Origin of the sequence: Vibrio sp. ED002, assembly GCF_023277445.1 — a bacterium.
Classification (GTDB): Bacteria; Pseudomonadota; Gammaproteobacteria; order Enterobacterales; family Vibrionaceae; genus Vibrio; species Vibrio jasicida.
On record NZ_CP080239.1, the window covers coordinates 283,473 to 295,420 of the forward strand.

Genomic DNA, 11,948 nt, shown 5'->3' on the forward strand with positions numbered 1-11,948 from the left:
CCCCAGTTTTTATAACGTCACTGATATACACGGAAGGTTACAATGTGGCGCGCATTCGTCGTATCGATCGCTGTCCTTATTTCTGGGGCTGTATGGGGAAGCTCTTACAGCCTCTCTTTGCCCCTAGTATATGAGCAAAATCAGCTTGGCGATCTCCCTGTTGAAATACACGGTATGACTCTAGAACGCGTATCTGTTGATGTGCTTCAAAATTTGCTTGGGCCGCGAGTGAGCCCAGAATGGTGGCAGCAGTTTTTTGGCTCAGAATCATCAACATTCGTTGATGTCGCAACGCTCGCTGAGCGTGGTATAGAAGCCACTCTCAACACTGAATCATTGTTTATTGACGTCCGCCTCTCTGCGCAAATCCTTAGCGAGCAAGATATAAATCTATCGTCTAGTTACCCCGATTTTGTTCCCTCCGAAAGTGGCTCGCTAAGCTGGTTAAATAGTTTTAGTTTTGCCTATAACAATTATTGGCAAGAGAGCGTTGAGACTTGGGACACTTCGCTGGATTGGCTGTCACAAGGCAACATCGGTGGTGCTAATGGTGTTAACTTTCTTTTCGCCAATTACCTCGAAGTGGATAACGAAACAACAAATTTTTCCCGAGGTGAGTGGATTGCTTTTTATGACAAACCTAACCTACCAATGCGCACATCTGTCGGCGATGTGATCAGCGGTGAGTCCGGGCATATTTATGGAATGTTACTGGGCGGTTTTTCTGTTGAGAGTCGATATGCAGACTTGCAGCCGGATCGTGAGACAAGCCCAGAGAGCAGCCAGCAGCTTGTCCTGCTTGAATCTGCCGAAGTGGAAGTTTATGTCAACGGTGAGCGAATTTCTGGTGGGCGATTAGAGCCGGGGCGCTACAACCTTAAGAATCTGATTTTAGATAACGGTGCGAATGATATTACGGTTGTCGTTAACTATGTTTCTGGTAAGCAGGAAGTATTACGCTTTACTCAATTTTATAACGCTAAGCTGTTGAAAAAAGGTCTGATTGATTACTCTTTTTCCGTTGGGCAACCAATCATCTATGACAATCGTCAAGTTGAGTATCAAGACGAATGGGTGGCAACAGGCTATATCGAATATGGTGTTACCGATTGGTTGACGACAGGAGTCAACGGTTTGTATGCCCAAGAAGGGGCAATTTGGGGTGCATTGACGACATTTAAGAGTGCAGTCGGTAATGTCACCGCGCGTTATTCATTCAGCTCTGCAAGTTCAGACGAAGATGGGTGGATAACATCTCTTGACTACGAGAATAGTATTTTTGGCAGTGGCGAAAGCCAGTCGCCGAACTTACGTTTTGCAATTGAAAAATCGGATGACTTTCAAAGTAAGCCTTGGCAAGAGTCTCAAGAGGGTAACTCATATACGCAGTATCTCGCGAATTATTTTTGGCAAATCAATAGTGATTTAGATCTGACCTTAACGGGGCGTGTCACGCAACTTCCGCCGGATGACGATGAGTTGAGAGGTTCTGTGTTGCTCAATTGGCGGCATGGTGGTTTTACCGTAGGGGCTGGTACCGAATACGAAGAATCCGAGCGTTATAACGAACCGGATACGCGGTTCTTGTTTACCTTTGAATACAATTGGTATTCGGATGAGCATGGAAATCGTATAGGTCTCTCTTACAACAGTGAGAATGAACGAAGCCGAGCGTATTTTAGTAATGAAGGTTTGAACTATGTCGGTGATTACGGAGTGAGAATTGAAGCTGAGCGGGATGAGTTTCGTGATACCCAACGAGCTCAACTTAGCTACACCGCAAACCGATTCAGAGCCGAGTCTGAAGTGAGCCGTGATGTGGTGAGAAAAGAAGATTCCGAGCAATACCAAGCTTCAGTACGCTTAGCGACAGCAATTGGTATGGTTGACGGCGACTGGGGGTGGGGGCGTGCAACCAGTGGGCCATTTGTCGTTGCAGAGGTACACTCAACACTGGGGGAAGCGACAGCGAATCTAGATGTAGACTCCCAAGGAAGGCCGACAGCGATAGCAACCCAAAGCATTGATGGTCTGGTCTCTATCTCGCAACCTTATGCTCGTTATTCGATGGATTATAACGTGATGGATTCTCCCGTTGGTTATGACTGGGGGGATGGCAAACTTGAGCTAATGCCTGCGGCAGCTACCGGATATTTGTTGACGATAGGTTCCGATGCGTCATACACCGCGAGTGGTTATTTGAAGCGTCTTAGCGGTGAACCTATCGAGTACCGACAAGGGCGTGTGTTGGTTGATGATGAACAAATTGAGTTTTTCACAAACAAACAAGGGCGTTTCTTCATTCAAGGACTGAGTCCCGGTAAATACTTGGTTCAACTTTACGGTTTGAGCACCCAGCCAATCATTATCACTATTCCGGAATCTGATTCGAGCTTGATTAATTTGGGCGAAATCAAAGTGGTGCTGAGTAATGACAAGTAATCAAGTGCATTGTACTGCTAAGGAAAGGGTGAATAGGATGAACACGATAAGTTGCAGTGATGTCTTAACAATCGCAGGAATGTTGCTTGTGACCGCTTTTACTTCATCAGTGGTGGCAAGTGATATCAATGAAGCTCAGTGTGAGGGTTCGTTTCAAGTGAGTATCAATGATGTGCCGTATAAACTGAAAGTGGCGCAACCTGACACCCTGTGGTTTCAAGGTAAAGTCGAATTAGATAACCGCTTGGTCAACTGTGTAAATGGTATTGCCATCAAACCATCAAATGGTTGGCAGCAGGTTGTTACAGGGCCTCAAGGTAAGGTGAATTCGACAGTTTTGAACGCACAAAGAAAAAGCTTAAATAGAACTCCTCAAGGTGATTTTTTATTACCAAACCGTGGTGGCAAACAGGTCGATTTTTGGGTGCAAGTGCCAGAGGGTAAAATCATGCAGCCTGGGAACTATCGAGCTGATTTTGAACTGTCTCTGTTTGGTAAGCAAGTGGACGCAGTCGTCAAAAATGCCAGCCTTGATTACACCATAAAGCCTTTCGTTCGTGCTAGGATTGAAGCTAAGTCTAGCTCTCGCATTTCCGTATCGGGGGCGAGAATCACCGTGGATATGGGGAACCTGACTAACCAAAATCATAGAGCGTTGGATATAATTGTGATTAGCAATGCATCGGTTAAACTCGAGCTAAATTCATTGAATAACGGCCATCTTGTTAATACAAGGAAACCCACTCACAAGGTCCCTTATACCACTTCGTTGCAAGGGCAGAATATCGACTTAGATAGCCCTATATTTTTAAATACTCGACGTGGTAATCAAACTCGATTCAACATGGCTTTTGAAAACAAAGCCGTACCCGGAGCCACCGCTGGGCAGTATGAAGATGAGATGACGGTAAGTTTGATTGCATACTGACTACGATTGGATGTTGAGTTCATAAGCTAAACCAATAAAACAAAAACGCCGCGATTATCGCGGCGTTTTTTAGTTTATGGAGAGGTTATTGGATATCCAATAGCTCCACGTCGAAAATCAAGACGCTCGCTGGTGGGATTGGGCCTGAGCCACTTTTCCCGTAACCTAGTGTACTTGGCACGAACAGGCGGATTTTTTCGCCAACAACCATGTACTGTAAACCTTCTTGCCAACCCTTGATCACTTGGTTAAGACCAAATGAGATCGGCTCGCCACGATTTACTGAGCTATCGAATACCGTACCGTCGATAAGTGTACCGTGATAGTGTACTTTTACTTTGCTGTTCGCTGTTGGGTGGACTTCACCAGTGCCTTTTTCTAGTACTAAGTACTGTAGGCCACTTTCTGTTGTAATGACGCCTTCGGCTTTGCTGTTTTCTAGCAAGAACGCTTGGCCTTTTGCAAAGTTTTCATCTGCGACTTTATGGTTTGTCCAAGTGCGGTAAATAAAAAAGCCAGCTAGGATGAAAATGATAAGAGGAAACAGAAATTTAGACACAATTGCTCCTTGTCTTATTTTGGTTGTTTTAGCAGATAGTTGATGGTGTCTGCCATTGCTTCAACGGTTTCATGACCACCAGTGATCACTTGGTATTTGCCGTTTACGATAAAGGCAGGTACTGAGTTAATCTGACCACGAGTTGTGATTTCTTCTGCCTTTGTAATGAACTTAAACAGCTCAGCTTGTTGAGCTTCGTCCAATTGGTATGGGCTAATTAAATTACGAGATTCAAATACTTTCTCTACTGCTGCTTGACGCTCATCAGTCGTCGCTTCTGACCCCATTTGGACTGCTGCAAACAATTCTTCCATGAATGCTTTGTCTGGTGTGCCATCTAATTGCATAACCGCTGTGTAGAAGATGATGGCACTGATTTGCGCGCTTTCATTGAACGTCACATGCATTTTTTGCACTTTCTGTTCAGTGAGTGATTCGATTTGAGGAACAAAGGTTTCCATTGTACGGCAGTGACCACAGTTGAGAGAGAAGACTTCCGTCAGTGGGGCTAGGTCATATTCCGTCAATGATGTTGGCAGTACTTCGTATTGTTTACCTTGTTGTGGCTGAGAATTGCCGTTATCACAAGCAGCAAGTGCCGCTACTGCGGCAAAAAGGACAACGCCTTTAGAAATGGTTTTAAACATGGGTGACGCTCTAGATTGTAAAGTTATCGATAGTTTATCGGTTAACGTTATCAACGAAAACCATTAAAACGGCTTGTTACACTAAAGTGAGACAATCGAAGAAAGTTTAGTCAAAACATAGTTATGGCGCGTGGTTTGTTGCCCTAAATCGTGTTAGCGGATGTTAGCTCATAAAATTTGGTCGCAACTTAGTGATGTGCATATGATGGGATAGGCGGTTAAACCTTTGGAAACACCGATAAATTGTCGAGTAAAAGAAAACATTGGCACGATAGGTGCTTGGAAAATAGATTAGAAAAACGAAAGCACTAAAGTTTGGACATTTTGAGCCGACACAGTGAGCAGGAATTCATTCTACGTTGGTAACAGTATGAAGCATTGGTTTTTAGTTGCATGCGGTATGTTAGCCGGATGCACCAGCATGGATCCTAACATGGTCCCAGGGGGGAACATTCTTGATACCGCCCCTCGAACAAATTCAGAGCTAAGACATCCAGAGTGGGGTTACGCACCTACTTCTTATGTTTCTGCACCGAGACAGACTACACAAGCGACGAGTTCGATGGGAAAAAAGCCACAGGGCGTGATGTCACTGGAGATGTTTTTAAATAGGCATCAAATCGCCCACGAAACCATCAGTGGCGAGCATCTTATGATTCGGTTGAAAGAGCAGGTTCATTTCCAAACTGGCTCAGCGAAGCTCTCTTCGCAATCTCAAGATTGGATTCGTAACCTAGGTCATTATTTATCAGGCAGAACGGATGTCGATGTCGTGATTGATGGCCATGCGGACAGTACAGGTGCTGCAAGTTTCAACGACAGTTTGTCAGAAAAGCGAGCTCGTGAAGTCGAGAAGCAATTGTTGGCGACGAGTTTACCGCGCCAGCGCGTGTTTTCTCGTGGCTTTGGAGAATACGTACCACAATGCAGCAACGCGACGTCAACTGGTAAAGCTTGTAACCGTCGAGTAGAACTAATGTTGATTGTGGATCAGTAAACAGAATAATGTTTTCGCATCAAAGAAAAGAGGCACCAATAGGTGCCTCTTCTACATCCGCCAATGTTCTTAGGGGGAACTAGGCAAATTCTTTTTCAATGTATGTCACGATGTCTGAAGATTCGTAAAGCCATTGTGTCTCGCCATCTTTTTCAATACGAAGACACGGTACTTTAACGCGACCGCCACCTTGCTCCAGTGCTTCACGATGTACTGAGTCATTTTTTGCGTCACGCAATTCGATGTTTACTGACTGGCGTTTCATCGCTCGACGAACTTTTACGCAAAAAGGACAGGCTTCAAATTGGTATAGCGCGTAATGTGTGGCTTTTTCGTCAACACTTTTTTGAGCTTCTTCGCTACGTTTAACGCCACGAGGAGAGAATACAGCATTGAGAAGTAAAATGATTTTTCCCAAAATCCAACGGATAAACGTCATAATGATCCCTTGATGTTCAATGGATGAGTGTCCTTTACGAGCATGCAACGAGCTCAATAGTTAAGAAATCGTTGCATGTATGTAGGGCGTAGTCTAGCAGGTGTCGGGTTTTGACAAAACCATGTTTTTTATGAGGAAAAGAGTTGCCTTAACCAACCAAATAATCCATTCGATTTGGCTGGGGTTGCTTCTTTACCAAGGTAGAAGCTCTGCATTAAGTCGGTACGGAAAGCATCGAGATCCATACGTTTAATTACGAGTTCGTGCTGAAGGCTTTCTTGAGTTTGTTCTGCATGATCATGAGCAAGACTAAAATCCATGTTTAAGTAGCCTTGCGTATACAGCCATAAGTGAGTGATGAGTATTAAGTCTTCTGCGGACTGATTAGTAAACTTGTCTGCATGCTCATCGCCTAAGGTATCACTCAGCGCTTTCTGCATATGTTGAGAAGACGTGGAATGCTGCTCGTACAGTGCGCTGGCTTCAATATGAGACTTGGTCAAAAGGCCGAGTAAATGCAGGGCAGGCGCCGTTTCAGGCTTGTTTTCACATACTCTAATGAACAATGGGGCTTGTTCTTTGGTCCAACGTCGTCTCGCGGCTTTATGCTCGTTAACGAAAGGGATGTTTCTGAACCCCATTTCTTGGATCAGTTCATTAAGAGGCGTCATTACTTTGTAATTCCTTCACCGTCACTTCGACGTGTTGTTCGTTTATATCAACGAAAATTGAGGTGCCGGTAATCATAACAGAAAGGCTAGTGCCGCGGTCAAGGTGTTGTGAAATCAAGTCGATAGCGTCGTAATCCAAACTTGCCACATCAACAGGAAGCATGCCAAATTTGCCTGCCATCTTGTCCCACCAAACGGATGCTTTTGTGTTGTAGGTATACACTTTTACACGTTTTGCTAAGCGGGTTGCTTTCTTGATGCGGTCCGGTTCTGGTTCACCAATTTCGATCCAGTGCGTGATGCTCTGATCGTCTTCCACCCGCCACAAATCCGGTTCTTCAGTTGTTGAAAGACCTTTCGTGAACTCTAAATCATCTTTTGCATTAAGACAGAAAGCCAAAATACGCGCGAGCATGCGTTGTGGTTTCTCTGAAGGATGAAGGGCGATGGTTAGGTTCTTAGAGTCGTAGTGGTCGTTGTTCATATCGGAGATTGCGATACGAAACTTGTAAATTGTCGGTTTTAAAGCCATAAGGGGTATCAATAAATTAAGGGCAAAAAAATAGCCAGCTTAGAGCTGGCTACCATATCAAAATCTTAAAGGATTAAACTAGAGTGATTTTCTCAGCTTGTGGACCTTTTTGACCTTGAGTGATTTCGAATTCTACTTTCTGGCCTTCAACAAGAGTACGGAAGCCGTCACCTTGGATTGCAGAGAAGTGAGCGAAAACGTCAGGACCGTTTTCTTGTTGGATGAAGCCGAAGCCTTTAGTTTCGTTGAACCACTTAACTGTACCAGTAGCTTTGTTAGACATGTCTATTTCCTAAATATCTAATTTATGTAAATCTTCGCCTAATACGGCGCTTATAGCGTGGAAAAATAAATTGCTATTGCGTACCACAGGACGGGGGAATTACGAGTAATCCAACGAAATGTGAAAACAAAGAACTTTCTTTCTAGCCGTGAGAGAGTCTAGGTTAAATACAGGCAGAGTCAACATATATTGGTGCTTATAGGGCAAATATTTGTATTTAGTCACTTTTTAACCACTGTATTTTTGATGAAATTTCAAATAAATGACGTTGTTGTGAAGTTTTTGAAGAATAAAATGAATTTAATTCTACAAATTTGACTATTTTCGAAAATTATTGTCCAATCTGGTTCGACCATTGCGGAGGACTTATGGCAACGAAAAAACCGACTCCTCAGCTGAATGAATGTCATCAAGATACCGAATTCGGCCGAGGCGAAATCAAAGATAACGCACTAAAAGCAGTAATAACCAGCCAACTATTCAAAACTCGAGTAGTAAAAGCAAAGAAAGGGAAAGGCAGTTTTAACAGAAAAGCGAAACATAGAGGCAAAGAGCCCTATTCAAAGTTTTCACTACAGTGGATTTTGAATAGGGCTTTTTTCATGGCTGAAGAATCGATGTTGGCTAGCGTTCAATTTTTGGCGAGTAGATAGAGTAAGCGGTGATTTGTCCAGCAACGATGGCCGAGAACATAAACAGGGCAGAAAGACCAATACTTGGTATTGGTAGAATTGATTGTTCAAACACAGATTGACTTGCGCTAACCAACACGCGACTGCCTGGAACCAAAATGATGATGCCTTGGACAATGTAAATGGACCCCGTTAACTCCATCTTTTTCGCTATCCATGTACCGTACAACGTGATCAACACGGTTGTTACCCATGTGCCTACCACCCAACCACTTTCAAATCCAAGGTAGAAAGGTCCCCACATCCCGAGCATAGCAACGGGTAAGCCCAATAGAATATCGATCAGACGGGCATTAAAAATCACACCCAAACAAGCAGAGATTAAAAATAAGCCGCTGATGTGCATCCAAATCGGGATCTCGTTGGTATACGCGATGGACTGGGCTTGCCCCCAAATCGCCTCGCCAATATTGAGACCCATAGTGATGCCGACAAACAGTTTGATCAATGTGAGTGCGCATTGTCCGAGTAAACTCGTTCCGGAAACCAAATCATTAAATGCTAAACATTCAAGTGAGTTGGCGATAGATAGTCCCGGCACAAATAAGACAATAGTCGCGATGCACAATGCCCAAACGGGTATAGGTAAACCTGTGCTGGAAAGATAGGCAACGATGATGCCTGTAAATAGGGCGGCGATGAACTCGACGGCTATTGCTCGTCGAGCCCGACAGACCTGCTGACAGCCCCACACCATAAAACCGAGTAAAAATGCAAAACCAACCGCTTCTAATGTGCTACCAACTAACATTAAATACGCTGGCGGTATGCCCATGTTCGCAAGCGCAATGACCCAAGGCGGATAGCCCGCAGGTTCAGGAACGGGGTCGCTACTCGGTTGGTTGATCCGAATAATGGTGTTCGCTAACAAGCTTAGATTAATAGAGGCAGGTTTTAGGCGCTTAAGAACCACAGCGTTGTTGTCATCGGGAAATTGATAGTTGATCGCAGTCGGTGTCGCTTGGATCATCACATCGACGCCATGCTTTTGAGCATAGTGTTGAGTGTACTTCTCTACCTTGTATGGTGCGCAACCACTGCGGTGCAATGTATCGCCAATTTCGACGATTTTGTTAATTCTATATTGAGAAGGCATAGCGAAAGCGAAAAATTCGGGTCACAAAAAAATTGCGCGTAAGTTAACAAAAACCACAGTTATCGAGCGAATAATCATTACATTTTTTATGTTTTTTTGTGGGCTATGTCAGGTGTTTTCGCTGCTGCATAAAAATTCTAAGCAAACGTTTGAGTTCTACCATACTATTCTCGATATAAAATTCATCACAAAGGCTTATCAATTGGCAGTAACGAATAGCTAAAAAGTATCATTTTTGAGAAAATATGTATTAATTTAGATTCATATCAATAAGGTGTTCTACCAGTTTGATAAGTCTCTGCTATATCTTAGGTTCGATTGAAGTCTTAGACGAGATGAACCTAAGGTTGGCGAAAGTTTGTATGTACCTCATACGTTATAGTTCTTATGGTTGGAAAAGCACAAAGCTGCTCTTTTTAACGCTGGTGATGACGGTGTTGTACAGTGCTGCTTGTTATAGCCATGATTCGCAGCAAGATACACTTGTTGTCGCCAATTCTAAAGCGTGGAAACCTTTTTCTTACCTAACGCCAGATGGTGAACCTCAAGGCATTCTTATCGACTTTTGGAAAGAATTTGCAGCTCGAAATCATCTACACGTAGAATTTCTACTCTTAGACTGGGAAGCATCGTTACAAGCCGTGAAAGAGGGCAAGGCTGATATTCATGCTGGGTTGATTTATTCACGAGAGAGGGATACCTATTTAGACTTTGGCTCGGTGATCATGCCAATTGATACCCAACTGTATATCAACAAGGACATACTGGGCCTTGAAATCAATGCGGTGCTTAAGGGCGACTCGGCAATGGAAGTGGGCATCGTAAAAGGTGGCTACGAAGAGTTCTTTGTACGGCAAAGATACCCGAAAGCAACACTCACCCTTTATGCAAATAATGATGCGATGCTGCGTGCCGCGGCAGAGAAGAAAATTTTCCTATTCGTAGCTGATATGCAAGTCACTAATTTTTACATGGCAACCGTGCCAGGGGGCCTGACATTCGTTCCTGCGTTGCATCTTTATAGTAAAGACTTAAGAATTGCAGCAGGTGTTGGCAGCCCTATGTCCATTGCAAAAATTTCACATGCCTTTGAACGAGTGCTAGAAACGGATAAAGATCGCATCTTAAGCCGCTGGATACATGTGAAAACCGTATACCCCACTTACCTTGTCCCCGTTGCCGTTTTTGCTCTTATCATCGCTGCAATGTTTCATATCTTTTCATTAAAACGAACTGTCGAGTTACGAACTCGGCAGTTAACGCTCGCCAACCAACAATTATTCGAATTGACCCTGACTGATCCTTTGACAAAGCTCTACAACCGCCGTCATTTGATAGAGCAACTTTCTACGCTGAGCGCCATTCGCAGCAACTTGACTGTGATGGTGTTTGATATCGATGACTTTAAGTCGATTAACGACCAGTTTGGTCACCTAGTTGGGGACAAAGCGATCGTCGCGGTTGCGAATACCGCGCAATCCGTTATTGATGAGCGCATGACGCTTGCTCGTATTGGTGGTGAAGAATTCGCTTTGGTGACAGCAGCACTCTCCGCGGAAGAAGCAGAAGTGCTTGCTAGGGAAATTTGTGCTCGGATAAACGATTTTCCCATATTGCTAGATGGAAAAACTATGCACGTTAGTGTCAGCCTAGGATGCGCTTTCTATCCAACATTCGATGCAAAATTAAGTTTACAAGACGCAGATCAACTTATGTATTGCGGTAAGGCCAATGGTAAGAACCGCGCTGTTTTTCAGATCATTAATAGAACTAACGTTGAGCCGTTACTTCGTAAGGTTCAGTAAAACTTTGAACCACCTCTCGCTACCCCCTCCATCTTGCTTGCTATACTGATTTGAACCTACTGTTTTCATTGTTATTTTTTTAGTAAATCATTGTTTTTCTAACATTGAGGTATGTCATGTATAAAGCCTTATTATCTCTACTGTGTGTTACTGCTTCATGTTCTTTGCATGCGGAAAGTGCCTCCGACATTGTTAAAAAGTCAGATCAAGCAATGCGAGGCGACTCGAGCTACAGCGAATCAACAATGGAGATTGTTCGGCCTGATTGGACACGTTCAATGACAATGAAAAGTTGGACTAAAGGAACGGATTTATCGCTCGTATTAGTGACAGCACCGGCCAAGGACAAAGGAAGTGCCTCGTTGAAACGCCAGCGCGAAATGTGGAATTGGGTGCCGAGTATTGAACGCGTCATCAAAATTGCGCCAGTCGTGGATGGGCTCAGACTTCACCAACGATGACTTGATCAACCAGTCTTCCATTGTGGTCGATTATCAGCATCAATTGAAAGGCGAGGATACATTTGATGGCGACAAGGTTTGGGTGATAGATGCGGTTGCTAAGCCCGATGCTCCCGTGGTTTGGAGCAAAGTCACGTTGTGGATATCTCAATCCACCTACCTGCAGCGCAAAGTGGAATTCTACGATGAGTTTGATGAGCGAGTAAACGTCATGACGACTTATGACGTGAAAGAGCTCGGCGGGAGAAAATTAGCAACCAGAATGGAAATGCAGCCGCTTGATAAGCCAGAAAACAAAACCGTACTCATTACTCACCAAGCGCAGTTTGATTTTGATATCGATGACAGTTTTTTCTCTCAGCAACAGATGAAATCGCTGCGCGACTAAGTTTGGGT

12 protein-coding genes and 1 pseudogene are annotated in these 11,948 nt (G+C 44.0%); 6 read left to right on the forward strand and 7 right to left on the reverse strand.

Going from position 1 to position 11,948, the window contains the following annotated elements; genetic code table 11:
• Nucleotides 1-42 precede the first annotated feature (42 nt).
• Nucleotides 43-2,442, forward strand: a complete 2,400-nt coding sequence (locus ITG12_RS18120) for a fimbria/pilus outer membrane usher protein (protein WP_038881815.1) — start codon at nucleotides 43-45, stop codon at nucleotides 2,440-2,442.
• Nucleotides 2,432-3,370: a hypothetical protein gene (locus ITG12_RS18125; RefSeq protein WP_227741162.1), complete on the forward strand. Its 939-nt coding sequence runs from the start codon at nucleotides 2,432-2,434 to the stop codon at nucleotides 3,368-3,370. Before ITG12_RS18120 ends, ITG12_RS18125 begins: the two co-directional genes overlap by 11 nt.
• An 85-nt stretch (nucleotides 3,371-3,455) precedes the next feature.
• On the opposite strand, the gene ITG12_RS18130 is transcribed toward ITG12_RS18125, so the two are convergent.
• Complete coding sequence (locus tag ITG12_RS18130) at nucleotides 3,456-3,929, reverse strand: FKBP-type peptidyl-prolyl cis-trans isomerase (RefSeq protein WP_038881814.1); 474 nt, start codon at nucleotides 3,927-3,929, stop codon at nucleotides 3,456-3,458.
• Nucleotides 3,930-3,943: 14 nt separating this feature from the next.
• A complete protein-coding gene (locus ITG12_RS18135; RefSeq protein WP_038881813.1) occupies nucleotides 3,944-4,576 on the reverse strand; it encodes a thiol:disulfide interchange protein DsbA/DsbL in 633 nt (210 codons plus the stop codon).
• Nucleotides 4,577-4,946: 370 nt separating this feature from the next.
• Here ITG12_RS18135 and ITG12_RS18140 point away from each other — a divergent pair, with 370 nt between their 5' ends.
• Nucleotides 4,947-5,573 (forward strand): OmpA family protein, encoded by a 627-nt coding sequence (locus ITG12_RS18140; RefSeq protein WP_038881812.1) that lies wholly within the window; start codon nucleotides 4,947-4,949, stop codon nucleotides 5,571-5,573.
• Between the two features lie 79 nt (nucleotides 5,574-5,652).
• On the opposite strand, the gene ITG12_RS18145 is transcribed toward ITG12_RS18140, so the two are convergent.
• From ITG12_RS18145 to ITG12_RS18160, 4 genes are all read right to left on the reverse strand, one after another.
• A complete protein-coding gene (locus ITG12_RS18145; RefSeq protein ID WP_038867434.1) occupies nucleotides 5,653-6,012 on the reverse strand; it encodes a glutaredoxin in 360 nt (119 codons plus the stop codon).
• 128 nt (nucleotides 6,013-6,140) lie between these two features.
• Complete coding sequence (locus tag ITG12_RS18150) at nucleotides 6,141-6,683, reverse strand: hypothetical protein (RefSeq protein ID WP_038881811.1); 543 nt, start codon at nucleotides 6,681-6,683, stop codon at nucleotides 6,141-6,143.
• Nucleotides 6,670-7,215, reverse strand: a complete 546-nt coding sequence (locus ITG12_RS18155; RefSeq protein ID WP_038867436.1) for a YaeQ family protein — start codon at nucleotides 7,213-7,215, stop codon at nucleotides 6,670-6,672. The genes ITG12_RS18150 and ITG12_RS18155 overlap by 14 nt, the downstream gene beginning before the upstream one ends.
• A 73-nt stretch (nucleotides 7,216-7,288) precedes the next feature.
• Nucleotides 7,289-7,498, reverse strand: coding sequence for a cold-shock protein (locus tag ITG12_RS18160; protein WP_005433440.1), 210 nt, complete (start codon nucleotides 7,496-7,498; stop codon nucleotides 7,289-7,291).
• 368 nt (nucleotides 7,499-7,866) lie between these two features.
• Between ITG12_RS18160 and ITG12_RS18165 the strand changes: the two genes are divergently transcribed.
• Nucleotides 7,867-8,151 carry a ribosome alternative rescue factor ArfA gene (locus ITG12_RS18165; protein ID WP_038881808.1) on the forward strand — a complete coding sequence of 95 codons (285 nt, stop codon included), beginning with the start codon at nucleotides 7,867-7,869 and terminating at the stop codon, nucleotides 8,149-8,151.
• Here the strand turns inward: ITG12_RS18165 and ITG12_RS18170 are convergent.
• Nucleotides 8,123-9,286 (reverse strand): threonine/serine exporter family protein, encoded by a 1,164-nt coding sequence (locus ITG12_RS18170; protein ID WP_038867439.1) that lies wholly within the window; start codon nucleotides 9,284-9,286, stop codon nucleotides 8,123-8,125. The genes ITG12_RS18165 and ITG12_RS18170 overlap by 29 nt on opposite strands.
• Before the next feature lie 362 nt (nucleotides 9,287-9,648).
• On the opposite strand from ITG12_RS18170, the gene ITG12_RS18175 reads away from it, so the two are divergent.
• Nucleotides 9,649-11,091 (forward strand): sensor domain-containing diguanylate cyclase, encoded by a 1,443-nt coding sequence (locus ITG12_RS18175; RefSeq protein ID WP_038881806.1) that lies wholly within the window; start codon nucleotides 9,649-9,651, stop codon nucleotides 11,089-11,091.
• 116 nt (nucleotides 11,092-11,207) lie between these two features.
• A pseudogene (locus tag ITG12_RS18180) lies at nucleotides 11,208-11,940 on the forward strand (outer membrane lipoprotein-sorting protein).
• Nucleotides 11,941-11,948: the final 8 nt, after the last annotated feature.

Excerpts from the sequence above, each read along its gene's own strand:
- ITG12_RS18155 (WP_038867436.1), bottom strand. The coding sequence starts at position 7,215 with ATGGCTTTAAAACCGACAATTTACAAGTTTCGTATCGCAATCTCCGAT.
- ITG12_RS18125 (WP_227741162.1), top strand. The coding sequence starts at position 2,432 with ATGACAAGTAATCAAGTGCATTGTACTGCTAAGGAAAGGGTGAATAGG.
- ITG12_RS18145 (WP_038867434.1), bottom strand. The coding sequence starts at position 6,012 with ATGACGTTTATCCGTTGGATTTTGGGAAAAATCATTTTACTTCTCAAT.
- ITG12_RS18170 (WP_038867439.1), bottom strand. The coding sequence starts at position 9,286 with ATGCCTTCTCAATATAGAATTAACAAAATCGTCGAAATTGGCGATACA.
- ITG12_RS18160 (WP_005433440.1), bottom strand. The coding sequence starts at position 7,498 with ATGTCTAACAAAGCTACTGGTACAGTTAAGTGGTTCAACGAAACTAAA.
- ITG12_RS18120 (WP_038881815.1), top strand. The coding sequence starts at position 43 with ATGTGGCGCGCATTCGTCGTATCGATCGCTGTCCTTATTTCTGGGGCT.
- ITG12_RS18150 (WP_038881811.1), bottom strand. The coding sequence starts at position 6,683 with ATGACGCCTCTTAATGAACTGATCCAAGAAATGGGGTTCAGAAACATC.
- ITG12_RS18165 (WP_038881808.1), top strand. The coding sequence starts at position 7,867 with ATGGCAACGAAAAAACCGACTCCTCAGCTGAATGAATGTCATCAAGAT.
- ITG12_RS18175 (WP_038881806.1), top strand. The coding sequence starts at position 9,649 with ATGTACCTCATACGTTATAGTTCTTATGGTTGGAAAAGCACAAAGCTG.
- ITG12_RS18140 (WP_038881812.1), top strand. The coding sequence starts at position 4,947 with ATGAAGCATTGGTTTTTAGTTGCATGCGGTATGTTAGCCGGATGCACC.
- ITG12_RS18135 (WP_038881813.1), bottom strand. The coding sequence starts at position 4,576 with ATGTTTAAAACCATTTCTAAAGGCGTTGTCCTTTTTGCCGCAGTAGCG.